A 23,494-nucleotide genomic window follows, 5' to 3' on the forward strand; every position below is an offset into this window, starting at 1 on the left:
ATGGTCGCTCCGCAAGCGTCGCTCCCGATCATGGTCGCTCCGCAAGCGTCGCTCCGTGGATCGCCGACCGCGCGCTGCGCCACCTGCTCACCGACATCACCGGCAACACCCACCGCGCCGAGTTCTGCATCGACAAGCTCTACAACCCCGACAGTCCCCGCGGCCGGCTGGGCCTGTTGGAGCTGCGCGGTTTCGAGATGCCCCCGCACTTCCAGATGGCGATGGTGCAGTCGCTGCTGGTGCGCGCGCTGGTCGCACGATTCTGGGACCAGCCGCTGCGGGCGCCACTGATCCGGCACGGCCTGAACTTGCACGGTCGATACCTGTTGCCGCACTTCATCATCCACGATATCGCCGATGTCTGCGCCGACCTGCGTGCACACGGCGTCAACTTCGACACCAGCTGGCTTGACCCGTTCACCGAGTTCCGCTTCCCGCGGGTGGGCACCGCGGTGTTCGACCACGTCGAGATCGAGCTGCGCGGCGCCATCGAACCGTGGAACACCCTCGGCGAGGAATCCACCGGCACCGGCACCGCGCGCTACGTCGACTCATCGGTGGAGCGCATCCAGGTCCGCACCATCGGCGCCGACCGGCAGCGTCACATCCTCACCTGCAACGGCTACCCGATCCCGATGCTGGCCACCGACAACCCCGACGTCCTGGTCGGCGGCGTCCGCTACCGGGCCTGGCAGCCGCCGAGCGCGCTGCACCCGACCATCACCGTCGACGGCCCGCTGCGGTTCGAACTGGTCGACACGGCCACCGGGACGTCCCGCGGGGGCTGCACCTATCACGTCTCGCACCCCGGCGGCCGGGCGTACGACACCCCGCCGGTCAACGCCGTGGAGGCCGAATCGCGCCGCGGACGGCGCTTCGAGGCCACCGGGTTCACCCCGGGCAAGGTCGACGTCGGCGATATCCGGGAGAAACTGGCCCGGCAATCCACGGATGTCGGCGCGCCGGGGATCCTCGACCTGCGACGGGCCCGCACAGTGCTGCAGAACTGATGGGGACCACCGACCCGAATATGCTCGGGGCGGGCCACGCGTGCGCAGGTGTCTGGAATCAGGAGGTGGGCCGTTGTCGCTGTCCGCTGCCGGTTCTGGATTGAGCCGCTCGAGCCATGATCCGGACCGTCTGCTCGCCGGATACCGAGCCGCACGCGCCCAGGACGCCCTGTTCGACGTGCACGACGGTGGGGCGGGTGCCTTCGGCGACACCGGGTACGACGAGTTCGTCGACGCCACCGGGACCATCCGCCCGTCGTGGCAGGAACTCGGTGATCTCATCGGCGAGCTCGGCCGGGCCGGGCTGGAGCGGCTGCGCGGTGTGGTGCGCGGGTTGGTCGACAACGATGGCATCACCTACATCGAGGTCGACGACTCGGGAGCCGCCCCGGGCGAGGGCATCGCGACGCCGGGCACCTGGCATCTCGACGCGATACCGCTGGTGGTGTCCGCCGCCGATTGGGAAACGCTGGAAGCCGGTGTGCTGCAACGGTCCAGGCTGCTCGACGCCGTCCTGACCGATCTCTACGGCGAGCGGCGGGCGATCACCACCGGGATCCTGCCGCCGCAGTTGCTGTTCGGGCATCCCGGCTACATCCGGGCGGCCCGCGGCATCGAGAATCCCGGGCGCCATCAACTGTTCATGCTCGGCTGCGACGTCAGCCGGGCCGCCGACGGCCGGTTCGTCGTCAACGCCGACTGGGCGCAGGCACCGTCGGGGGCCGGGTACGCACTGGCCGATCGCCGGGTGGTCGCCCACGCCGTTCCCGACGTCTACGAGCGCATCGGTCCGCGCCCGGCCTCGCCGTTCGCCCAGGCGCTGCGGCTGGCGCTCATCGAGGCCGCACCCGAGGCCGCCGAGGATCCGGTGGTGGTGGTCCTCAGTCCCGGCATCCACTCCGAGACCGCCTTCGACCAGGCGTACCTGGCGTCGGTGCTCGGCTTTCCGCTGGTGGAGAGTGCGGACCTGGTGGTCCGCGACGGCAAGCTGTTGATGCGGTCGCTGGGCACCCTCAAGCGGGTGGACGTGGTGCTGCGCCGGGTCGACGCCGACTACGCCGACCCGCTGGATCTGCGACCCGATTCCCGGCTCGGCGTGGTCGGCCTGGTCGAGGTGCAGCGGCGGGGTGCCGTGACGGTGGTGAACACTCTTGGCGCCGGCATTCTGGAAAGCCCTGGGCTGCAGCGTTTTCTGCCGCAACTGGCGGAGCGGTTGCTGGGGGAGAAGCCGTTGCTCGACACCCCGCAGCTGTACTGGGGCGGATTCGACCGGGAGCGCTCACATCTGGTGGCGCGGCTGAATACCCTGCTGATCAAGTCGACGGTCGGCGGCGAGACGATCGTGGGGCCGGCACTGTCGGCGGATCAGCGTTGCGAACTGACCGCCCGCATCGAGGCACAGCCCTGGCAGTGGGTGGGCCAGGAGCTGCCGCAGTTCTCTTCCGCGCCCACCGACCGCTACCCGGGTGGGTTGTCGGCGGCCAGCGTCGGCATGCGTTTGTTCACGGTGTCCCAGCGCGGCGGATATGCGCCGATGATCGGCGGCCTCGGCTACGTGCTGGCGCCCGGCAACTCCGCCTATGCGCTGAAAACCATTGCTGCCAAGGATGTCTGGATACGGCCACCGACGCGCGCCAAGGCCGACACGCTGACCGTGCCGCCGGTGGAACTGCCCAGCGGCACCCGCTCGATCAGCTCGCCGCGCGTGCTCTCGGACCTGTTCTGGATGGGCCGTTACGGCGAGCGCGCCGAGAACCTGGCCCGGCTGCTGATCGTCACCCGCGAGCGGTATCACGAGTATCGCTACCGCCAGGACATGGACGGCAGCGAATGCGTGCCGGTCCTGTTGCACGCCCTGGGCGTGATCACCGGTACCGAGACCGACGCCGCAGGCACCTACGCCGAGGCGGTGTCCGCTGCTCAGCGCACGCTGTGGTCGTTGACCGTCGACCGGCAGCGCCCCGGATCGCTGGCCCACTCCGTGGAACGGCTCGGGCTGGCGGCCCGATCGGTGCGCGACCAGATGTCCAACGACACCTGGATGGTGCTCGGCGCCGTCGAGCGGGCGCTGGCCGAGCAGGCCGGCTCGCCGCGCGGGGCGCGGATCGACGATACGCAGCTCGCGCTCGCCCAACAGCAGACCCTCGCCGGAATGCTGGCGCTGTCGGGAGTGGCGGCCGAGTCGATGGTGCGCGACGCGGGATGGACCTTGATGGATATCGGCAAGCGCATCGAACGCGGGCTCGCCCTCTCGGCGTTGCTGCGTGCGACGCTGACCACCGTGCGCAGCCCGGACGCCGAACAGACCATCACCGAATCGGCACTGGTGGTGTGTGAATCGTCGGTGATCTACCGCAGGCGCAACCTGGGCAGGGTCAGCGTGGCCGCCGTGGCGGACCTGGTGTTGTTCGATCCGGAGAATCCCAGATCCCTTGTCTACCAACTGGAACGGTTGCGGTCGAACCTGCGGTTGCTGCCCGGCTCGTCGGGGTCGTCGCGGCCCGAGCGGCTGGTCGACGAGATCAGCACGCGGCTGCGCCGGCTGGACCCCGCCGAACTCGAGCACGTCGACGACGACGGCCGCCGAAGTGAGCTCGACGGGCTGCTGAGTGGAATGCACACCGCGCTGCGCGAGCTGTCCGACGTCATCACCCGGACCCAGTTGTCGCTGCCCGGTGGGATGCAGCCGCTATGGGGCCCCGATCAACTGCGAGTCATGCCATGACGACAGCCGAGAGCGCACCGCGCACCTACCGGATCACGCATCGGACCGCGTACGGCTATTCCGATGTGGTGACCAGTTCCTACGGCCGCGGCCATCTCACCCCCCGCGACACCACCGGACAGCGGTGTCTGGCCTACGAACTCGACATCGATCCGATACCCGCCGACCGATCCACCAGCCTCGACGTCTACGGCAACATCAGCTCCTACTTCCACGTCACCGAACATCACCGGGCGCTGACAGTGACCAGTCGCTCCGTCGTCGAGGTCGACCCGCCCCCGGCCGAGCGATATCACACCGGCTGGGCGCAATCGCCGTGGGAAGCCGTCCGGCCGGTCGGCCACAACGGGGCGCTGGCGTCCGAGTTCAGCCTGGACCTGCGCCCGCCGGAGATCACCGACGAAGTACGGGAGTACGCCGCGCCGAGTTTCGAGCCGGGTCGTCCGCTGGTCGAGGTGCTGCGAGATCTCAACTCACGAATATTCTCTGACTTCACCTACAAGTCGGGATCCACGACGGTGTCCACCCAGGTGAGTCAGGTTTTGCTGGCGCGAGAAGGGGTATGCCAGGACTTCGCCCGGCTGGCCATCGCCTGCCTGCGCGCCAACGGATTGGCGGCGAGTTACGTGTCGGGCTACCTTGCCACCGACCCGCCGCCCGGAAAGGAACGGATGTACGGCGTGGACGCCACCCATGCCTGGGCCGCGGTGTGGACACCGCAGAACGATTGGCTCGGGCTCGATCCCACCAACGATCAGCTGGTCGATGAGCGCTACATCACCGTGGGCTGGGGGCGGGACTATGCCGACATCCCGCCGCTGCGCGGAATCATCTACACCGACTCCGAACACAGTGTGATCGACGTCTCGGTGGACGTCGCGCCCTGCCCACCGTTTCAGGGGGATCTCCTTCATGCGTGACTTCATCTGCCCCAACTGCGGGCAGCATCTGGCGTTCGAGAACTCGGTCTGCCTGTCCTGCGGGAGCTCGGTCGGATTCTCGTTGGACGACATGGCGTTTCTGGTGATCGCCTCCGGTGAGGAAAGCGAGCACGGTGGCGCGGTCGACGCTGCCGAATTCCAGTTGTGCGCGAATCTGCATCTGGCCGAATGCAATTGGCTGGTTCATGTGGAACCGGTCCGGCGGTTGTGCGCGTCCTGCCGGCTCACCAGGACCCGGCCCAACGACAACGACGCCCCAGCGCTGGCCGCCTTCGCACTTGCCGAACGGGCCAAGCGCCGCCTCATCGCCGAACTGCACGAACTCAAGCTGCCGATCGTCGGCCGCGACGAGGACCCGGAGTTCGGGTTGGCCTTCGACCTGTTGTCCAGCGCCAACGAGAAAGTGTTCACCGGCCACGACAACGGCCTGATCACACTGGATCTCGCCGAGGGTGACGATGTGCACCGCGAGCAGCTGCGCACCTCGATGGACGAGCCGTACCGCACGTTGCTCGGACACTTCCGGCATGAGGTCGGCCACTACTACTTCTATCGACTGGTCGGCACCTCTCCGGCGTACCTGGAGCGCTTCAACGAACTGTTCGGCGACCCGGACGCCGACTACCAGGACGCGCTGGACCGGCACTACAGCGAAGGCGCGCCCCCCGGATGGGAGGAGAACTACGTCTCCTCCTACGCCACCATGCATGCGGCCGAGGACTGGGCCGAGACGTTTGCGCACTACCTGCACATCCGCGACACCCTCGACACCGCCGCCGCGTTCGGTATCGCCCCGGCGAATGCCACCTATGAGCGACGAGTGTTGGGGCCCAGCGGATTCGACAACATCCTCGAGATGTGGCTGCCGTTGGCGTGGTCGTTGAACATGGTGAACCGGTCGATGGGCAAAGACGACCTGTATCCGTTCGTCCTCCCGGTGCCCGTGCTGGAGAAGATGCGGTTCATCCACACCGTCATCGACGACGTGACGTCGTCGCCGACCAAACTGGACGCGGCCGTCAGCGGTCAGCAACAGCAACAGAACTGAGCGCCAGCAGGCCTTCCGCGGTCGCCGCAACGGTGTCGGCGGCCGAGCGTGGGTTCCAGCCCAGCTGCGTGACGGCCTTGGTGTTGTTCACCGACTTGGGTGTGCCGAGCAGACCGGCCAATTCGCGTAGCGGTGGGAGGAACCGCGCGCCGACCCGCACGGCCCAGTCCGGGATCTGCCGGCGCGGCACGTGTACGGCGCCGGCTCCGAGGCGGCCACGCAGCACCGCCGCGATCTCCGGCAGCGTCACCGGTTGGCCCGCCGCGGCCAGGTAACGCTGACCTGCGGCCTGCGGACTGGTCATCGCGCGGACCAACAGGTCGGCGACATCACGCACGTCGACCACCGCGAACGATGCGCGGGGCAGCAGTGGCGGTTGCCCGCGCAGCAAGGCGTCGATGATCTGCACGGAGGTCGACAGGTTCTGGTCCAGTGGCGGCCCGAACACCCCGACCGGGTTGATCACGGCGAGTTCAGGGCCACCCGGGCGTTGCGCGAAGTCCCATGCTGCGCGCTCGGCGAGCGTCTTGGACTTCACGTACGGACTGACTGCGTCGTCGGGGTTGGTCCAGTCGGTTTCGTCGTAAGGCGTCCCCGCCGGTTTGGGGCTGTAGCCGATCGCCGCGAACGATGAGGTGATCACCACGCGGCGCACTCCTTCGGCGGCGGCGGCGCGCAAGACCCGCAGGGTGCCTTCGCGCGCCGGGACGATGATCTCGTCCTCGTCGGCCGGCTGGCGGGGCGGGAACGGTGAGGCCACGTGCTGGACGAACCGGCAGCCGCGCACCGCCGCCGCCCAGCCGTCGTCGGAGTTCAGGTCGGTCACCACGACGTCCAGCCGGTCGAGGTCGGCGCCGGCGGCGGCCAGGGTGTCGCGAAGTTGCTTGTCGCGGTTGCGGTTTCGGACGGTTGCCCGAACCAGGTGGCCGTCGGCGAGCAGTCGCACGATCAGATGGCCCGCGATGAATCCGGAGCCACCGGTCACCAGTACCCGAGCAGGTTCAGACATGAGTCTTCTCCTCGGATATCAGTTGCGCTCCCAGCGCGATGATGTCGGGCACAACCGCTTCTTCAGCGGCGGTGTCACCCCGTTCCCGCGCCGCCCACAGCTGGGCTTTGGCGGCCGCGTACTTCTGGCGCACCTGCAGCCGGGCGATGTCGTCGGCCAGTCGTCTGGCGTGGTCGCTGAAAAGCTGCCGCTGTCGGCAGCGGCCGCGGTGCCGCGGCGGATGTTGTCGACATAGGCGCGCATGTTTTGCACGCTCATGCCGGTGCTACGCAGGCAGCTCAGTGATTCGATCGCGTCCACCAGTGCGGGCGGATAGCGGCGGTGACCGCTGCTGTCGTCGCGCGGTACCGGCTCGATGAGCCCGATCCGCTCGTAGTACCGCAGCGCGGACTCGGTCAGACCGCTCTGACGGGACACCTCCTGGATGGTCAGGTCCCTGGTCAACGGTGTGGTTGGCATAGAGCCACTATGGCGAACTTGAAGCGCTTCAAGTCAAGTGTGCGGCTGCTCACGTCTGCTAGGACTGGGGGCGTACGCCGAGAACATCGCGGAACACCGCCTGCCGCAACGCCAGTTCGCGTGGATCGCTGGCCAGGTGGAAGCCCAGGCGATTCATGACGTAGCCGAAGCCGACGCCGGTGTCGGGATCGGCGAAACCGAACGATCCGCCGAAACCCGGTGTGCCGAACGCCTTGTCGGAGGACCCGAACTGCACCATCGGCACCGGCTTGCAGAACCCCAGCGAGTACAGGATTTTGACGTTCATCACCCGGTCGCGGATCCCGCCACTGGGCGCCGAGGCAGGCCCGGTGAGGTCGTCCAGAACTGCGCCGGTCAGGCCGAGGTCGGCACCGCCGGCGGCGGCCGCGCCGTACAGCCGGGCCACCGCGCGGGCCGTCCCGATCCCGTTGCTCGACGGCATCTCCACCGCGCGCACCTCGTCGCGGTTGTAGTCGCCGTCCCACGGTTTGACGTCGCTGGGCACGCCGGTGGCGCGGGCGGCGAGTCCCACCGGGTTCAGCGCTGCCAGTGCGAAACCGGCCGGCATCACATTGAGGTGCAGCAGCGACTCGGCCCGTTTCCACTGATGCAGGTGCGCGACCCGGCCGCGGTCGACGTCGGCAGGAAGGCCGATGTGCAGATCCAGCCCCAACGGCGCGGCGATCTCGTCGGCCAGGAAGCGGCCCACCGTGCGGCCCGCCGGGTCGGTCCGGCGAATCAACTCGGATTGATACCAGCCCAACGTGATCGCGTGATAGCCGTGCCGGGTGCCCGGCCGCCACGCCGGCGCCTGACGGGCCAGCATGGGCGCCAGCCGCTCCGGGTCGGCGATATCGGCCAGGCTCGGCGCCGGGGTGAGTGCGCACAACCCGGCCTGATGAGCCAGCAGCTGGCGCACCGTCACCTCGCCCTTGCCGGCCTGAGCGAACTCCGGCCAGTAGTCCGCGACCTTGGTGTCGTAGGACAGCAGCCCCTTCGAGACCGCCACAGCGACGGCCATCGCGGTGACACCTTTGGTCGTGGAGAACATGTTGACCATCGTGTCGCGCTGCCATGGCGCCTTGGCTGTTCCGTCGCGGTAGCCACCCCACAGATCGACGACCTTGACGCCGTCGCGATACACCGCCACGGCGGCGCCGATCTCCTTGCCGGACGCCAGATTCGCGCGGAACGCGTCGGCGACCTTGCCGTACCCCTCGTCGACGTCGCCGCCCATCATGTCCGGGGACACGGCAACTTTGAGCACCATCGGCGACTCCCTTTTGTTGCCGAGAGGATATGCCGACGCGCCGCGCGGCAGGGCCGCATTCGCCGGGGCGGCCCCTACGATCGCCGGGTGGCTGATCGCTATGGCGCCGATGTACTCGCCAACAACCCGCACACCTCGAACCGAACCCGCTCGACCGAGCAGGCCGTCGAGCTCGGAATGGTCGTCGAGGACCCGCAGTCAGGATTCGTCGGCGCGGTGGTCGGCGTCGAGGGGCCGCGGGTGGAACTCGAGGACCGCAACGGCAAGCGGCGGGTGTTTCCGCTCGGACCGGGCTTCTTGTTCGAGGGCAGGCCGGTGATCCTGACCGGACTGCGTCGGCAGGCACCGGCGGCGGCGCAACGCACGAAATCCGGCTCGGTGAAGGTGGCCGACACCCGTGCCAAGGTGGCGCTGGCGAGCCGAATCTACGTCGAAGGCCGACACGATGCCGAGCTCGTCGAGCAGGTGTGGGGTGAGGACCTGCGGGTCGAGGGCGTCGTCGTCGAATATCTCGGCGGCGTCGACGATCTCGCCGGCATCGTGGCCGACTTCCGGCCAGGTCCGGGTCGCCGGCTCGGTGTCCTGGTCGATCACCTGGTGACCGGGTCCAAGGAGGCTCGCATCGCCGACGCCGTCCGGCGCGGTCCCGGCGGGGACCACACGCTGGTGGTCGGCCATCCGTATGTGGACATCTGGCAGGCCGTCAAGCCTGAACGCGTGGGGTTGAGGGCGTGGCCGTCGATCCCACGCGACGTCGAATGGAAGCACGGGATCTGCGCCGCGCTGCGCTGGCCGCACCAGGATCAGGCCGACATCGCCCGGGCGTGGCAGCGGATCCGGTCGTCGGTGCGGGATTGGACCGATCTGGAGCCCCAGCTGATCGGCCGGGTGGAGGAGCTCATCGACTTCGTGACCCAACCGGCCTGATCTCGCCCGAACATGTGACGAATGTCGCAGGTCCGATCGGTTCGCGCTCGGTGTACAGTCGTTCACTGTACGAGATTTACCGCCGACTGCAGTCTGGTCGTCGTCACTTGGTGCGGCCGACGCGGTACGACTTGATCCGGAGCCTGCACAGCCATGACTTTCTCCCTTGAACTGCCAGAAGAAGTCGTCACCGTCCGCGACTGGGTGCACCAGTTCGCCGCCGAGGTGGTACGACCCGCGGCCGCCGAGTGGGACGAGCGCGAAGAAACCCCCTGGCCGCTGATCCAGGAGGCCGCCAAGGTCGGCCTCTACACCCCGGAGCTTTTCGCCGAGATGTCCGTCGAACCGTCCGGCCTCGGAATGCTCACCGTGTTCGAGGAACTGTTCTGGGGCGACGCCGGCATCGCGCTGTCGATTCTCGGCACCGGACTGGCCGCCGCGGCGCTGGCCGCCAACGGCACCCCGGAGCAGCTGGGCCACTGGCTGCCCGAGATGTTCGGCACCCCCGGCGACCCGCACCTGGCGGCGTTCTGTTCCTCGGAGCCGGGCGCCGGTTCCGACGTCGGCGCCGTGCGGACCCGGGCCCGCTACGAGCAGGCCACCGACGAGTGGGTGCTGGACGGCACCAAGACCTGGGCCACCAACGGCGGTATCGCCAACGTCCACATTGTGGTCGCGTCGGTGCATCCCGAGCTCGGGACCCGCGGTCAGGCAACGTTCATCATCCCGCCGAACACCCCCGGCTTCTCGCAGGGGCAGAAGTTCAAGAAGCACGGTATCCGCGCCTCGCACACCGCCGAGGTGGTGCTCGAGAACGTCCGCCTGCCAGGCAATCTGATCCTGGGCGGGATGGAGAAGTTCGAACAGCGGGTCGCCCGCGCGCGGGAAGGCAAGCGCACCTCCGGGCAGGCGGCGATGGCCACGTTCGAGCGCACCAGGCCCGCGGTCGGCGCGATGGCGCTGGGCGTGGCCCGGGCCGCCTACGAGTACGCGCTCGAATACGCCTGCCAGCGTGAGCAATTCGGACGCCCGATCGGCGACTTCCAGGGCACCGGCTTCAAGCTGGCGGACATGAAGAGCCGCATCGACGCCTCCCGGCTGCTGATCTGGCGGGCCGGCTGGATGATGCGCAACAACAAGCCGTTCGCGTCGGCGGAGGGGTCGATGGCCAAGCTGTTCGCCAGCGAGACCGCGGTGTACGTCACCGACGAGGCGATCCAGATCCTCGGCGGCAACGGCTACACCCGCGACTACCCGGTGGAGCGGATGCACCGCGACGCCAAGATCTTCACGATCTTCGAGGGCACCAGCGAGATTCAGCGACTGGTGATCGCGCGGGCGCTGACCGGTCTGCCGCTGCGCTAGTCGCCCAGGTCCGGCGCCCAGGCCACACCGTTGATGTGGCTGCCGCCGTCGGCGAACAGGGTGTTCCCGGTCAGGTAGCGCGAGCCCTCGCTCGCCAGAAACACTGCGACTGGCGCGATGTCGTCGTATGGGTCGCCCATCCGGCCCATCGGGTTCGCGGCGTCGGCGATCGCCGCGATCTCGGGATGCTGGGCGGCCACCGCCAGGAATGCCTGGCTTTTGGCCGCTGGGCAGATGGCGTTGACCGTCACCCCGGTCGGCGCCCATTCCCGTGCGGCGGTGCGGGTGAGGGTGCGCAGTGCCTCTTTGGCGGCGTTGTATTCCAGTGAGCCGACGTGGGCGTTGACCCCGTTGAGGCTGCACATGTTGATCACCCGGCCCCAGCCGCGCTCTTTCATGTGGCCGAACGCTTTTCGCATCGCCCAGAACGGGCCGTAGTAGCCGACGGCGAGACCGTGGGCCAGCTCGTCGTCGGTCTTGTTCTCCACCCGGCCGATACCGCCGCCGCCCCAGGCGTTGTTCACCAGGACATCGATCGACCCGTATTCGGACACCGCCGCGGCGACGGCGTTCTCCACCTGGTCGCGCTGCGAAACGTCCGTCGCGACGAAGAGGCCACCGATCTCGTCGGCGACCGACGTGCCTGCCGCGGAATCGAATTCGGCCACGACAACTCGGGCGCCCTCGTCGGCGAATCTGCGCGCGATGCCCGCACCGATTCCCGCGCCTGCGCCGGTGACGAGTGCGACCCTGCCCTCCAGTGCGCCGCTCATCGGGCGAGTCCTTCCGCGATCAGGGCCATGGCCTGACCGCTGCCGTCGAGCTGGCGGGCCGTGCGACTGACGATCTCCCAGCCGTGGTCGGCGCGCTGCAGGCGGATGAGGTGCACGCCGGCCCGGGCGACGGCGAAGCCGCGGGTTTCGCGGCGCACCAGCAACATCGACTGGCAGATCGCTACCGCCTCGTCGCCGTCGACGGTGACCGCGGGCGGGCCGAAGAAATGGCAGCAGCCGCGGGCGATCAAGCCGCGGTGCTCCTGCGAGCGCACCATGGCGGCGACGTCGTCGCGGCTGGACATCTGCCAGTCGCCGGTGTCGTAGCCGCCGTCGACCGCCCACAGTGCGGCGACCGCGTCGGGGTCACCCGAGTCGACGAGCGGTCCGTAGGAGGCGATCAGACGGGCGATATCGCGTTCGTCTTCAAGGGTTTTCACGCGTCGTGCGAGGCTCTCCACGGTGTCACTCACAGGCTTCCTCTCTACAGTTCGTCGGCCAGATCCCGGAGCGCGGCGAGCTGGTGGCAATAGTGCTCGGGGGAGTCGGCCCTCACCGAACTGGTGATCGCGGTGGCGCCGACGTCACGTAACGCGATGAGGCGCTTGACCGTTCGGCCGGCATCGGCGATCGGGTCGACGGCACGGCCGGTCGACAGCACCACCTCGAAGCCAGGCGGCACGTCCGCCTTGGCCAGCATCGCTTCGATCTCGGTGGTGTTGAGGCCGAACGGCATCCAACCGTCGGCGAGGCGGACCGCGCGGCGCAACGATCGCAGGGTGCGCCCGCCGACCAGAATCGGCACCCGCTCCTGCACGGCGCAGGGCTCGACGGCGAACCCGTCGAACTCGTAGTGGCTGCCCCGGTAGGACGGCCGGGTGGTCGACAGCGATGCGCGCAGGGCGCGGAGGGCGTCGTCGGCGCGTTCACCGCGGCCGTCGAAGGGTGCGCCGAGCAGGTCGAACTCCTCGGCCAGCGACCCGACGCCCACACCGAGCACCAGCCGGCCGCCGCTGAGCCGGTCCAGCGTGCCGAACCGCTTGGCAATGTCCAGCGGGTGGTGATAGCCCAGCACCACCACCGATGTCGTCAGCGAGATCCGGGTGGTGTGGGCGGCCAGGAAGCCGAACGTCGAGAGCGGATCCCAGTAGGTCACGCCGCGCTGCGCGCCGTCGCCGACCGGGACGGCGACGTGTTCGGCGCAAGTGAGGTGGTCGAAGCCGAGCTCGTCAGCGGTGCGGGCGATACGGGCCAGGTCGTCGACGCCTGCGGTGGTCTCCCACGCGGAGGACACCCCGGGCAGCTGCATCACCATCGGCGTCGACAGTCCGATCCGCACAGTGCTGTTCTAACCGGCGCCACACCGGTCGAATGCTTGCGTCCCGGTGATCGAGACCGCTACGGTGCGGTAGAACGAATTCTCCCCAACCGGACAGGAGTGCTGATGACCGCGGCTCTCACCGATACCGCGCCGGCCTCGATGCTCGACCGGTTCACGGCCATCATCGACGCGTTCGACGACACGTCAGCAGGTCTCACGCTGGACCAGATCGCCGCACGGGCGCATCTGCCGCGCTCGACCACGCACCGCATCCTCGACCAGCTGGTGCGGTTGCAGTGGCTGACGCATTCGGGTCGCGGGTACCGGCTCGGAGCGCGGACCTCGGCGTGGGGCGCCGGTGACAGTGCCGATGTCCGGCTGCGGTCGGTCGCGGCGCCGGTCCTGCACGAGCTTCAGGTGCGCACCGGTGCGGTGGTGCATCTCGGTCTGCTCGACCGCGGCGAGGTCGTTCACCTGGACAAGCTGGGCGGGCCGTCGGCGCGCCAGGTGCCGACGTCGGTCGGCGTGCGGATCCCGGCCCACCGGGTGGCGCTGGGCGTCGCCGCGCTGGCGGGGTTGTCGCCCGAAGACGTGGTGGCCGAGCTGAGTTATGTCCAGGGCTGGGAGCCCGACGCGATCTGGTGGGGCGAACTTCACAAGGTCCGCCGCCGCGTCGTCGTGCGCCACGGTGACTACGCCGGCCCGATGGTATCGGTGGCCGCCACGGTCGGGGCGCGTGCCGCGATCGGACTTGTCACCTCCGACCGGGTGCTCGCCCAACGCTGTCAGCCGCTGGTCGCCGCGTCGGCGGCACGGATCGCCCGCGCGCTGGCGGGCGCCAACAACTAGGCGACTAGCTCGCCGAGCGGGTATCAGACGGCGGGTCGCCGTCGTTGCCGAGCAGCTGCTCGGGGTGGTGATAGTCGTTGGTGCCGCCATGCAGCATGGGCAGTGCGGGTGGGGGGATCCACTCGGTGTCGCCATTGGCGAGCTTTCGAGTTCGCCAGCCTTGGTCGAGTAGCCGGTGGTCGGGTCGGCAGGCAAAAGTGAGCTTGTCGATGTTGGTCAGGCCGCCTGCGGCCCATTCGTCGACGTGGTGCACCTCGGTCAGATAGCCCGGTGCGTCACATCCGGGGCGGGTGCAGCCACGTTCCTTGCTGTGCAGCATGATTCGCTGATCGGCCGAGGCGACGCGTTTGGTGCGGCCCAGCCACAACCCGCGGCCGTCAACTTTGTCGAACAGGGCCAGATAGTGATACGCGTGGGCGCCGAGCCGGATGACCTCCGAGATTGGCAGCAGCGTGCCAGCGGCGGTGACCCCATGTCCGGTCTTGGCCTGAATGTCCTGCAGGGTCGCCGACACGATCACCGTCACGGGTAACCCGTTGTGCTGGCCGAACTTCGGATCACCCAACGACACTCGTAGCAGGGCCTTGAGCGCATCGTGCTGACGTTGGCCATAACTGCGCGCATCCCGCTCGGCGACTTCGTCGGTCGGGTTGGTGGTCGGGCTCTCGTCGGCCGGATTGCACATCCCCGGTGCGGCGAACTTTGCCATCCAGGCGTCGACCAGCGACCGCAGCTCGGGGTCGGCGATCAATCGGCCCACACTCATGCCGTCGACCTGCTGACCGCCGCACCAGACGAATCCGCGCTTGCGGGCCCGGTCTTCGTCGGAGAATGTCCCGTCAGGATTGAGATGCAAGGCCAACCGGTGGGCCACTTTTTCGAGCTGATCGGGCCGCAACGCCGTCGCCTTGTCGGCCAATGATTTCTCGGCCTTCTCGACCTCGACCGGGGGCACGTGATCGGGCAGGTCGCGGAAAAACTTCTGGATCACCCGGAGGTGTTCGCCGTCGAGCTGCCCCTCGTGCCATGCCTTCGAGGTTTCCGGCAGCAGTGGCGGTAGCGGCTCGCCGGTCAACGCTCGGCGGGGTGCTAATTGTTGGGCATCCCGAATCCGTCGCTTGGCTTCTCGCGGGCTGATCCGCAGCACATCGGCCAGGGTGATCGGCACCGGCGGGCACCCTTCAACCTGCTCTAGCCGAGAAATCACTGCGTGAGATAGCGCGACCTGGTGGCGTAGTGCGGACTCCCACTCCTCGAGCACCACGAACCGGTCAGCGGGGGAGAGTTCATCGAGATCGACGGTGGACAAGCACTCCAGGTATCGATCGCGCGCCTCCCGCATGACGTCGATCCCACTCACACTTCGAACATTAGTGCGACCCACCGACAAAAGGTGGTCCCGAAGGTCACGCTGGGCATCAACGCGGATCTGGGGATAACTACGTCAGGCCCATCAGCTTCTGCATCATCCGGTGCGCTCCCGCGACCACCTTCGTGCGGTCCGGATCATTGCGTCGCGCAACGTCTTCGGCGTTCCCGCCCGCGACGAACACCGGGCCGTTCGGTAACTGCTCCAGCCCTTCGCGAGCGACGTCGGCCGGATCGGCCACCCGCATGCCGGGCACGTCGAAATTCAGACCGACCCGCTCCATCGCCGGTGTGCGGGTGACACCCAGCACCAGCTCCAGCACGTCGACGCCGTACTCACGCAACTCCAGCCACAGCCCCTCGGCGAAGATGCGGCCGTAGGCCTTCACCCCGCCATACACCGTGTGACGTACCGAGCCCAGATATCCCGACATCGACCCAACCAGCAGGATGCCGCCGCGGCGCCGCTCCCGCATCAGCCGGCCGTAGTGCTGCGTCAGTGCCATCATCGTGCCGATGTTCAGGTCGATGACCTTCTGGAAGTCCGCCAGGTCGGCGTCCAGAAACTCGGCGCTGCAGGTGTTCGCGCCCGCGTTGTAGATGAACAAGCCGACCTCGAGCCCGTCGGTGGCCGCGGTCACCTCGGCGAGCGCCGCGGGGGAGACGAGATCGATTGCCACAGTGCGTACTTCGACGCCGAGCTCACGGCACTTGTCGGCCGTCACCTCGAGGGGATCCGGTTTGCGGGCCACCAGAACGAGATTCACGCCCGACTCGGCCAACAAGCGGGCGAATTCGGCGCCCACGCCTTCAGAACCGCCGGCGATCACCGCCCACGGACCGTATTTCGCATAGGACATCTACCGATCGTGACGTGCCGTGTCTGAACCCGTGACGAGGGTCTCGCTGATCGGTACCAGTGCGCGAGCGCGTAGCGGATGCCCGATACTGAGTGGCGTGCCGCGGATCGGAGAGCCCCGGGCGCCGGCCCGCCCGGCGACCGATGACCAGGAGAATCGGCGCGGCGCCATCCTCGCCGCCGCCGCCCGATTGGGTGCGACCAAAGAGATCGACCGCATCGGCGCCCAGGAGATCGCCGCCGACGCCGGAGTGGCGCTGCGCACCCTCTACCGCTACTACCCGTCCAAGCACCACGTGTTCGCCGCGGTGCTGTTCGCCCAGGTGTCCAAGTTCCGGCCGCCGCCTCCCAGTGGCGACCCGGCCGGAGACATCGCCGCGCTGATGGTGGCTGCCTGCCGAAATCTGTTGCGTCACAAGCACCTTGCACACGCGATGATCACCTCCACGCAGATCGTCCGCGCACAGGAGGACGCTCCCGACGATCCCACGCTGCGTGAGCTCATCCTCGATATCGCCGGCGTCGAGAACCCCACCGCCGAACAGCTGCGCCGCTCCCGGCTGGTGCAGCAGGCCGCCTTCGGGATCCTCACCTGGACGGTCGGCGGTGCCCTGCTTCCCGAGGACGCGCTGGCCGACGTCGACGTGGCCTGCCGGCTACTCGTCGGCGACGTTTTCTGACGTCGTGCGGCTTGCCAGCACCGAGCCCGTCAGGATCAGCGTCAGCCCGGCGATGTGAAACCACGTCAAAGGTTCACTCAGCAGCAGCACCCCGGCGATCAGCGCCACCGCCGGATTGACGTAGGTGAACAGCAGTGCGCGGGTGGCTCCCACTTCTTTGATCAGCGCGAAGAACACCACGAACGCCAGTGCCGTGCAGATACCGGCCAGCGCCGCGATGGCCGCGTACGCGTGCGGAGTCAACGTGTGGCGGGGCCAGGTCAGCGCCGCCGGCGTCAGATACACCACGGCGGCCAGGCCCAGGCAGGCCGACGTCAGAGCGGGACCCGGCACGTCAGCCAGATACCGCGCGGCGATCAGCGGCGCGATCGCATAACACGTCGCGGTCAGCATTACCTCGATCACCGGCCGAGCGCCACCTGACGACAGACCCGGTCCGGCCAGCACCGCCACACCTGCCAGCCCGAGGCCGAGCCCGGCCAGGCGCAGCGGCCCCAGCCGCTCACCGCCGGTCAGCCGGTCCAGCACTGCCGCGATGATCGGGGCGGCGGCGATCAGCAGGCCGGTCAGTGAACTCGTCAGGTGCCGCTCGGCGTCGGACAGCAGCAGCCAGGCCGCGATCATCTCGAAGAACGCGAACGCCGCCACCGCTTTCCAGTGCCTGCGCAACAGCGTGCGGGAGCCGGCGGACACCGCCAGCGGCAGCAGCAGCACCGCTCCGACCGCGCACCGGGTGAACACCAGCACCGGCACCGATACCTCGTCGACGGCCACCTTTATCAACAGATAGGGGATGCCCCAGATGACGCTCATCGCGGCGAACAGGGCCCAGCCGCGCGCAGTCACGACGACCAGATTACGAACGTGGTAAGTCTGGGGGCGTGTCCGACAGCCTGTTCGATGTGCCCGGCGACGCCGACGCCCGGGTCGGCTCGGCGGCGCCAACGTCGGCACCGCTGGCCGTCCGGATGCGCCCGGTCAGCCTGGACGAGGTCGTCGGGCAGGAGAACCTGCTGCGCCAGGGCTCGCCGCTGCGCCGCCTGGTCGAAGGCTCCGGCGCCGCATCGGTGATCCTGTATGGGCCGCCCGGCACCGGTAAGACCACGCTCGCGTCGCTGGTGTCGCAGGCCACCGGGCGACGGTTCGAGGCGCTGTCCGCGCTGAGCGCCGGCGTCAAGGAAGTGCGCGCCGTCATCGACAATGCGCGCCGCGCCGCGGCCTACGGCGAGCAGACCGTGCTGTTCATCGACGAGGTACACCGCTTCTCCAAGACCCAGCAGGATGCTCTGCTCGCGGCGGTGGAGAACCGGATCGTGCTGCTGGTGGCGGCCACCACCGAAAACCCGTCGTTCTCGGTGGTCGCGCCGCTGCTGTCGCGCTCGCTGATCCTGCAACTGCAGCCGCTGACCGCAGACAATGTGCGCACCGTGGTGCTGCGCGCCATCGAAGACTCGCGGGGGCTGGGCGGCGCGGTCACCGTCGACGACGACGCCGTCGACCTGGTGGTGCAGCTGTCGGCCGGGGATGCCCGACGGGCGCTGACCGCGCTGGAGGTCGCCGCCGAATCCGGGGAGCACGTCACCGTCGAGGTGATCGAGCAGTCGCTGGACAAGGCGGCTGTGCGCTACGACCGCGACGGCGATCAGCACTACGACGTCATCAGCGCGTTCATCAAGTCGATCCGCGGCTCGGACGTCGACGCCGCGCTGCACTATCTGGCGCGGATGCTGGTGGCGGGGGAGGACCCCCGGTTCCTGGCGCGCCGGCTGATGATCCTGGCCAGCGAGGACATCGGGATGGCCGACCCGACGGCGCTGCTGACCGCGGTCGCCGCCGCCCAGACTGTCCAGCTGATCGGCATGCCCGAGGCGCAGCTGACGCTCGCGCACGCGACCGTGCACCTGGCCACCGCGCCGAAATCCAATGCCGTGACCACCGCGCTCGGTGCCGCGATGAACGACATCCGCGGCGGCAAGGGCGGTCTGGTGCCTGCGCATCTGCGGGACGGACATTACGCGGGGGCGGCCAAACTCGGTAACGCGGTCGGGTACAGGTATCCGCACGACGACCCCGATGGCGTTGTGCCGCAGCAGTATCCGCCGGATGAGGTGGTCGGAGTCGACTACTACAAGCCGACGAACCACGGCGCCGAGCGTGAGATCGGCAGCCGGTTGGACAAACTGCGCGCGATCATCCGGCGCAAGCGCTGAGACGGTGCCGAATCCGCCGCGGTAGGTCAGTGCGGAAGCGACGCCGGTCGCGCCGGCCGCTGCGCCCGCTCCCGGATGCCGCGCAGCATCCCGCGTTCCATCAGGAAATGCACGATGTCGAAAGCTGATTGACCGACCGGAGCACCGCTGCCGCGAACCAGCAGCCGGGTCCCTGCGTTGTGCGGCCGCAGACAGAACGCCCACGACCCGAAGGCCTTCTCGCCGCGCTGCACCCGGTCGTAGTCGGCCGCCGACATCAGCACGAGATGCGAGTTGGGCTCGATTTCTGCGACCAGCTGTCGGGCCCGCTCGCCGTAGCGTTGAGCCAGCCACACCGTGTCACCGACGCGGAGCTGCTGCCATTCGGGGTGTACGACGTCCGCGTTGTGAATACGGGTTCCCACCAGACGCTCGAGAACGTCGTAACTGTAGAAACCGCCGCGGTTCTCGCCGATCTGCACCAGCCACGGCCAGACGTCCGCGACGGGCGCGTCGATGGTGATCGCCCGGGTGGTGCGGGCGCTTCCCGGCTCGACCAAGCTGTCCCCGGGCAGCTCGGCGGCGACCTCCGCATCGGTGGCGCCCCACGCGTACATCGCGGGTCGCAGCACCCAGCGGTAGGCCGCGGCGATCCCGGCGGCCGCCATCCACGTGGCGAGCACCGGCCTCTGCTTGCTCATAGCCGACAACGTTGCCCCGTCCGACGGGCCGGGAGCAGGGCCTTAAGTCCCGGGGTTGTCCTCGTGCTCTAGGCCAGCTCCGGGACCCGCAGCCGCGCGATCGCCAGCTCGAACTCGCCGACGTCGAGCTGGTCGGCGCCCAGATCGCGCAGCAGTGCGGTCCGCAGCGACCGAGCCGCGTCGCGGCTGCGTTCCATCGCGTCCTGGCTGTCATACGTGGTCGACACCACGGCGCGCCCGGTGGATCGGTCGCACATCATGCTCGTGCTGCAGAACCCGTCGAGCTGCTCGATCTCCGGGAGCACCGTCGTCTTGTAGAACTCGACAGCCTGGTCGAACTGGTCGGGCCTGGCCTGCAGCCAGGTGGCCCGCACACAGGCACCCGCACCGGAGCGGTGGTCGCGATGCACCGCGGCGATCTCCCATTCATCCACCGCTGGGGTGGCTCCGAGCACCTGGGCCGCCCGGTCGCGAAACAGCCGGACCTCGTCGGCGCTGGAGTGCATGGCCGCGTCGTCATCCCAGGCGGTGGTGACGATGCAGCGGCCAGACTCGCGGTCGGTCAGAAGCGACATGCCGACGCATCCGGTCATGCCCTGAAGAGCCGGCATCACCTCGTCGCGGAAGACCGCGATTCCCGCATCGATGGATTCCGGGCGCGCGGCAAACGTGGTAGAGCGTGCGTGCACTTCTCCACCCCCTTCGACTCGGGGCGGCGCCCCGGCGGCGCCACCGGCACTGTTCACCTTCCTCCCCTCGATATGGGCTGGCAACGGTTTCGGCGAGGTCGCCTAGGCTGGAAACCGTGGACACCGACGTGCTTGACATCGACAGCTCGCGGCGCCGGATCGTCGACCTGACGGACGAGGTGCGGTCGTTCTGTCGCGGCCGCGGTGACGGTCTGTGCAACGTGTTCGTGCCGCACGCCACCGCCGGCGTGGCCGTCATCGAGACCGGGGCCGGGTCCGATCATGATCTGCTCGACACGTTGGATCGCCTGCTGCCGCGTGACGACCGTTACCGCCACTCGCACGGTTCGCCGGGGCACGGCGCCGATCATGTGCTGCCGGCCATCGTCGCGCCGTCGGTGACCGTTCCGGTGGGCGACGGGACGCCGCTGCTGGGCACCTGGCAGAGCATCGTGCTGGTGGACTTGAACCAGGACAATCCGCGACGATCGGTCCGGCTGAGCTTCGTCGGCGGCTGAGGAGAAGGCGCCCGGTAATGTGGTGCGGTCGAAGCGTCCGTCGAGCCGCACCCCGAACGCAAGGAAACCCAGTGCAGACACACGAGATCAGGAAGCGATTCCTGGATCACTTCGTGCAAGCGGGCCACACCGAGGTACCGAGTGCCTCGGTGATCCTCGACGACCCGAACCTGTTGTTCGTCAACGCGGGCATGGTGCAGTTCGTGCCGTACTTCCTCGGGCAGCGCACGCCGCCGTATCCGACGGCCACCAGCATCCAGAAGTGCATCCGCACACCTGACATCGACGAGGTGGGCATCACCACCCGGCACAACACCTTCTTCCAGATGGCGGGCAACTTCTCGTTCGGCGACTACTTCAAACGCCGCGCAATCGAGCTGGCGTGGACGTTGCTGACCAAGCCGGTCGAGCAGGGCGGTTACGGGTTCGACCCGGAACGCCTGTGGGCGACGGTGTTCTACGACGACGACGAAGCCGTACAGCTGTGGCAGGAGGTCGCCGGTCTGCCGATCGAGCGGATCCAGCGCCGCGGGATGGCCGACAACTACTGGTCGATGGGCATCCCCGGGCCGTGCGGGCCGTGCTCGGAGATCTACTACGACCGCGGTCCGGCCTACGGCGTCGAAGGCGGCCCGGAAGCCGACGAGAACCGCTACATCGAGATCTGGAATCTCGTGTTCATGCAGAACGAACGCGGCGAGGGCACGTCCAAGGACGACTTCGAGATCCTCGGGCCGCTGCCGCGCAAGAACATCGACACCGGTATGGGTGTCGAGCGGATCGCCTGCCTGCTGCAGGACGTCGACAACGTCTACGAGACGGACTTGCTGCGCCCCGTGATCGACCAGGTGGCGCAGTTCGCGCCCCGCGGGTACGGGCAGGGGTCGCACGACGACGACGTCCGCTACCGGGTGATCGCCGACCACAGCCGGACGTCGGCGATCATCATCGCCGACGGGGTCACCCCCGGCAACGAGGGCCGCGGCTACGTGCTGCGCCGGCTGCTGCGGCGCATCATCCGCGCCGCCAAACTGCTGGGTGTCGAGCAGCCGATCATGGCGGACCTGATGCTCACCGTGCGCGACGCGATGGGTCCGTCCTATCCGGAACTGGTCAGCGATTTCGACCGGATCCAGCGCATCGCGGTGGCCGAGGAGACCGCGTTCAACCGGACGCTGGCGTCGGGGTCGAAGCTGTTCGAGGAGGCCGCCGCCGCAACGAAATCGGCGGGCAAGACGGTGCTGGGCGGCTCGGAGGCGTTCACCCTGCACGACACCTACGGCTTCCCGATCGAGCTCACGCTGGAGATGGCCGCCGAGGCGGACCTGAGTGTCGACGAGCTCGGCTTCCGTGAGCTGATGGCCGAGCAGCGCCGCCGCGCCAAGGCCGACGCCGCAGCCCGCAAGCACGCCCACGCCGACCTGTCGGCGTTCCGCGAGCTGGTCGACGCCGGGCCGACGGAGTTCACCGGTTTCGATGAATTGACCTCTGAGGCAAGGATTCTCGGAATCTTCGTCGACGGCAAGCGGGTTCCGGTGGTGGCGCACGGCGGCCGTGAGCAAGCTCCCGAGCGCATCGAGATCGTGCTGGACCGCACTCCGCTCTACGCCGAGTCCGGCGGCCAGATAGCCGATGCCGGCTCGATTTCCGGTACCGGTGGCAGCGCGTCGGCCAAAGCCGCCGTCACCGATGTGCAGAAGATCGCCAAAACCCTGTGGGTGCACCGGGTCAACGTCGAGTCCGGCGAATTCGTCGAGGGCGACACCGTCACCGCGGCCGTCGACCCGGAGTGGCGTCGCGGTGCCACCCAGGGCCACTCGGGCACGCACATGGTGCACGCCGCATTGCGACAGGTGTTGGGCCCCAACGCAGTTCAGGCCGGCTCGCTGAACCGCCCGGGCTATCTGAGGTTCGACTTCAACTATCAGGGCGCGTTGAGCGACGAGCAGCGCGCTCAGGTCGAGGAAGTCACCAACGAGGCCGTGCAGGCCGACTTCGAGGTGCACACCTTCAACGAGAAACTGGAGAAGGCCAAGGCGATGGGCGCCATGGCGATGTTCGGCGAGTCCTACCCCGACGAGGTCCGGGTGGTCGAGATCGGCGGGCCGTTCTCGCTGGAACTCTGTGGCGGCACCCACGTGCACAACTCGGCGCAGATCGGTCCGGTCACGATCCTCGGCGAGTCGTCGGTGGGCTCCGGTGTGCGCCGCGTCGAGGCCTACGTCGGCCTGGATTCGTTCCGCCACCTCGCCAAGGAACGCGCGCTGATGGCCGGTCTGGCGTCGTCGCTCAAGGTGCCCTCCGATGAGGTGCCGGCCCGGGTGGCCACCCTCGTCGAGAAGCTCAAAGCCGCGGAGAAGGAACTCGACCGGGTTCGGCTGGCCACTGCGCGCGCTGCGGCGGCGAACGCCGCCGCCGGTGCCGAGCAGGTGGGTAAGGTCCGTCTCGTGGCGCAGCGAATGTCGGCCGGGATGAACGCCGGTGATCTGCGTTCCCTGGTCGGTGACATCCGCGGCAAGATGGGCTCCGACCCCGGGGTCGTGGTGCTCATCAGCGAGGGTGACGACGGAACGGTGCCGTTCGTCGTGGCCACCAATGCGGCCGCACAGGACGCCGGGCTGCGCGCCAACGAACTCATCAAGCAGATTTCTTCGGCTGTCGACGGGCGGGGCGGCGGCAAGGCTGATCTGGCGCAGGGATCCGGCAAGAACCCGGCCGGAATCGATGCGGCACTGGGGGCGGTTCGCGCAGAGATCGCGCGGAGCTAGCGTC

22 protein-coding genes are annotated in these 23,494 nt (G+C 68.5%); 11 read left to right on the forward strand and 11 right to left on the reverse strand.

Annotated elements, in window-relative coordinates; all coding sequences use genetic code 11:
* The 4 genes from CRM90_RS15710 to CRM90_RS15725 all read left to right on the forward strand — a co-directional run.
* Positions 1-1,010 (forward strand): transglutaminase family protein (locus CRM90_RS15710; protein ID WP_199189915.1); only part of this gene is annotated, 1,010 nt, incomplete at its 5' end.
* Positions 1,011-1,083: 73 nt separating this feature from the next.
* The gene (locus CRM90_RS15715; RefSeq protein WP_233209353.1) at positions 1,084-3,735 is read left to right on the forward strand and encodes a circularly permuted type 2 ATP-grasp protein; all 2,652 of its coding nucleotides are present in this window, start codon (positions 1,084-1,086) and stop codon (positions 3,733-3,735) included.
* Positions 3,732-4,655, forward strand: coding sequence for a transglutaminase family protein (locus CRM90_RS15720; protein ID WP_102807892.1), 924 nt, complete (start codon positions 3,732-3,734; stop codon positions 4,653-4,655). Before CRM90_RS15715 ends, CRM90_RS15720 begins: the two co-directional genes overlap by 4 nt.
* On the forward strand, positions 4,648-5,724 hold the full coding sequence (locus CRM90_RS15725; protein WP_102807893.1) for a zinc-binding metallopeptidase family protein: 1,077 nt from the start codon (positions 4,648-4,650) through the stop codon (positions 5,722-5,724). The genes CRM90_RS15720 and CRM90_RS15725 overlap by 8 nt, the downstream gene beginning before the upstream one ends.
* Here CRM90_RS15725 and CRM90_RS15730 read toward each other — a convergent pair.
* Genes CRM90_RS15730 through CRM90_RS15740 form a run of 3 tightly spaced genes read right to left on the reverse strand, consistent with a single transcriptional unit; the run spans position 5,696 to position 8,483 of the window.
* Positions 5,696-6,733, reverse strand: a complete 1,038-nt coding sequence (locus CRM90_RS15730; protein WP_102807894.1) for an SDR family oxidoreductase — start codon at positions 6,731-6,733, stop codon at positions 5,696-5,698. The two genes, CRM90_RS15725 and CRM90_RS15730, sit on opposite strands and share 29 nt — an antisense overlap.
* Before the next feature lie 18 nt (positions 6,734-6,751).
* Positions 6,752-7,192, reverse strand: coding sequence for a MerR family transcriptional regulator (locus CRM90_RS15735; protein WP_199189916.1), 441 nt, complete (start codon positions 7,190-7,192; stop codon positions 6,752-6,754).
* A 58-nt stretch (positions 7,193-7,250) separates the two neighbouring features.
* Positions 7,251-8,483, reverse strand: a complete 1,233-nt coding sequence (locus CRM90_RS15740; protein WP_102807895.1) for a serine hydrolase domain-containing protein — start codon at positions 8,481-8,483, stop codon at positions 7,251-7,253.
* A gap of 87 nt (positions 8,484-8,570) precedes the next feature.
* Between CRM90_RS15740 and CRM90_RS15745 the strand changes: the two genes are divergently transcribed.
* Both CRM90_RS15745 and CRM90_RS15750 read left to right on the forward strand, forming a co-directional pair.
* Positions 8,571-9,410: a DUF3097 domain-containing protein gene (locus CRM90_RS15745; protein ID WP_102807896.1), complete on the forward strand. Its 840-nt coding sequence runs from the start codon at positions 8,571-8,573 to the stop codon at positions 9,408-9,410.
* 153 nt (positions 9,411-9,563) lie between these two features.
* On the forward strand, positions 9,564-10,775 hold the full coding sequence (locus tag CRM90_RS15750; protein ID WP_102807897.1) for an acyl-CoA dehydrogenase family protein: 1,212 nt from the start codon (positions 9,564-9,566) through the stop codon (positions 10,773-10,775).
* Here the strand turns inward: CRM90_RS15750 and CRM90_RS15755 are convergent.
* Genes CRM90_RS15755 through CRM90_RS15765 form a run of 3 tightly spaced genes read right to left on the reverse strand, consistent with a single transcriptional unit; the run spans position 10,772 to position 12,887 of the window.
* A complete protein-coding gene (locus CRM90_RS15755) occupies positions 10,772-11,548 on the reverse strand; it encodes an SDR family NAD(P)-dependent oxidoreductase (RefSeq protein ID WP_102807898.1) in 777 nt (258 codons plus the stop codon). The genes CRM90_RS15750 and CRM90_RS15755 overlap by 4 nt on opposite strands.
* A complete protein-coding gene (locus CRM90_RS15760) occupies positions 11,545-12,021 on the reverse strand; it encodes a nuclear transport factor 2 family protein (protein WP_102807899.1) in 477 nt (158 codons plus the stop codon). Before CRM90_RS15760 ends, CRM90_RS15755 begins: the two co-directional genes overlap by 4 nt.
* An 11-nt stretch (positions 12,022-12,032) precedes the next feature.
* On the reverse strand, positions 12,033-12,887 hold the full coding sequence (locus CRM90_RS15765; protein ID WP_102807900.1) for an LLM class F420-dependent oxidoreductase: 855 nt from the start codon (positions 12,885-12,887) through the stop codon (positions 12,033-12,035).
* A gap of 105 nt (positions 12,888-12,992) precedes the next feature.
* On the opposite strand from CRM90_RS15765, the gene CRM90_RS15770 reads away from it, so the two are divergent.
* Positions 12,993-13,718, forward strand: a complete 726-nt coding sequence (locus CRM90_RS15770; protein WP_102808016.1) for an IclR family transcriptional regulator — start codon at positions 12,993-12,995, stop codon at positions 13,716-13,718.
* Between the two features lie 4 nt (positions 13,719-13,722).
* Here CRM90_RS15770 and CRM90_RS15775 read toward each other — a convergent pair whose 3' ends face one another.
* Entirely contained in the window at positions 13,723-15,078 is a 1,356-nt protein-coding gene (locus CRM90_RS15775) for an HNH endonuclease signature motif containing protein (RefSeq protein WP_233209354.1), read from the reverse strand.
* 79 nt (positions 15,079-15,157) lie between these two features.
* On the reverse strand, positions 15,158-15,946 hold the full coding sequence (locus CRM90_RS15780; RefSeq protein WP_102807902.1) for an SDR family NAD(P)-dependent oxidoreductase: 789 nt from the start codon (positions 15,944-15,946) through the stop codon (positions 15,158-15,160).
* 97 nt (positions 15,947-16,043) lie between these two features.
* Here CRM90_RS15780 and CRM90_RS15785 point away from each other — a divergent pair, with 97 nt between their 5' ends.
* The gene (locus CRM90_RS15785) at positions 16,044-16,625 is read left to right on the forward strand and encodes a TetR/AcrR family transcriptional regulator (protein ID WP_233209355.1); all 582 of its coding nucleotides are present in this window, start codon (positions 16,044-16,046) and stop codon (positions 16,623-16,625) included.
* Here CRM90_RS15785 and CRM90_RS15790 read toward each other — a convergent pair.
* Positions 16,602-17,471, reverse strand: a complete 870-nt coding sequence (locus CRM90_RS15790) for a DMT family transporter (protein ID WP_102807904.1) — start codon at positions 17,469-17,471, stop codon at positions 16,602-16,604. The two genes, CRM90_RS15785 and CRM90_RS15790, sit on opposite strands and share 24 nt — an antisense overlap.
* Before the next feature lie 35 nt (positions 17,472-17,506).
* Here CRM90_RS15790 and CRM90_RS15795 point away from each other — a divergent pair, with 35 nt between their 5' ends.
* Positions 17,507-18,835, forward strand: a complete 1,329-nt coding sequence (locus CRM90_RS15795; protein ID WP_102807905.1) for a replication-associated recombination protein A — start codon at positions 17,507-17,509, stop codon at positions 18,833-18,835.
* A 26-nt stretch (positions 18,836-18,861) separates the two neighbouring features.
* Here CRM90_RS15795 and CRM90_RS15800 read toward each other — a convergent pair whose 3' ends face one another.
* Positions 18,862-19,515 carry a hypothetical protein gene (locus tag CRM90_RS15800; protein ID WP_102807906.1) on the reverse strand — a complete coding sequence of 218 codons (654 nt, stop codon included), beginning with the start codon at positions 19,513-19,515 and terminating at the stop codon, positions 18,862-18,864.
* A gap of 68 nt (positions 19,516-19,583) precedes the next feature.
* Complete coding sequence (locus CRM90_RS15805; RefSeq protein WP_102807907.1) at positions 19,584-20,204, reverse strand: antibiotic biosynthesis monooxygenase; 621 nt, start codon at positions 20,202-20,204, stop codon at positions 19,584-19,586.
* A gap of 128 nt (positions 20,205-20,332) precedes the next feature.
* Here CRM90_RS15805 and CRM90_RS15810 point away from each other — a divergent pair, with 128 nt between their 5' ends.
* A complete protein-coding gene (locus CRM90_RS15810; protein ID WP_199189923.1) occupies positions 20,333-20,722 on the forward strand; it encodes a secondary thiamine-phosphate synthase enzyme YjbQ in 390 nt (129 codons plus the stop codon).
* A gap of 71 nt (positions 20,723-20,793) precedes the next feature.
* Positions 20,794-23,490 carry an alanine--tRNA ligase gene (gene alaS, locus CRM90_RS15815; RefSeq protein ID WP_102807909.1) on the forward strand — a complete coding sequence of 899 codons (2,697 nt, stop codon included), beginning with the start codon at positions 20,794-20,796 and terminating at the stop codon, positions 23,488-23,490.
* Positions 23,491-23,494 lie beyond the last annotated feature (4 nt).

Source organism: Mycobacterium sp. ENV421, from assembly GCF_002887815.1.
Taxonomy (GTDB): domain Bacteria; phylum Actinomycetota; class Actinomycetes; order Mycobacteriales; family Mycobacteriaceae; genus Mycobacterium.

What these genes read in the sequence shown, in the direction of transcription:
- CRM90_RS15720 (WP_102807892.1), top strand. Translation starts at nt 3,732, where the DNA reads ATGACGACAGCCGAGAGCGCACCGCGCACCTACCGGATCACGCATCGG.
- CRM90_RS15725 (WP_102807893.1), top strand. Translation starts at nt 4,648, where the DNA reads ATGCGTGACTTCATCTGCCCCAACTGCGGGCAGCATCTGGCGTTCGAG.
- CRM90_RS15730 (WP_102807894.1), bottom strand. Translation starts at nt 6,733, where the DNA reads ATGTCTGAACCTGCTCGGGTACTGGTGACCGGTGGCTCCGGATTCATC.
- CRM90_RS15735 (WP_199189916.1), bottom strand. Translation starts at nt 7,192, where the DNA reads ATGCCAACCACACCGTTGACCAGGGACCTGACCATCCAGGAGGTGTCC.
- CRM90_RS15740 (WP_102807895.1), bottom strand. Translation starts at nt 8,483, where the DNA reads ATGGTGCTCAAAGTTGCCGTGTCCCCGGACATGATGGGCGGCGACGTC.
- CRM90_RS15750 (WP_102807897.1), top strand. Translation starts at nt 9,564, where the DNA reads ATGACTTTCTCCCTTGAACTGCCAGAAGAAGTCGTCACCGTCCGCGAC.
- CRM90_RS15755 (WP_102807898.1), bottom strand. Translation starts at nt 11,548, where the DNA reads ATGAGCGGCGCACTGGAGGGCAGGGTCGCACTCGTCACCGGCGCAGGC.
- CRM90_RS15770 (WP_102808016.1), top strand. Translation starts at nt 12,993, where the DNA reads ATGACCGCGGCTCTCACCGATACCGCGCCGGCCTCGATGCTCGACCGG.
- CRM90_RS15780 (WP_102807902.1), bottom strand. Translation starts at nt 15,946, where the DNA reads ATGTCCTATGCGAAATACGGTCCGTGGGCGGTGATCGCCGGCGGTTCT.
- CRM90_RS15800 (WP_102807906.1), bottom strand. Translation starts at nt 19,515, where the DNA reads ATGAGCAAGCAGAGGCCGGTGCTCGCCACGTGGATGGCGGCCGCCGGG.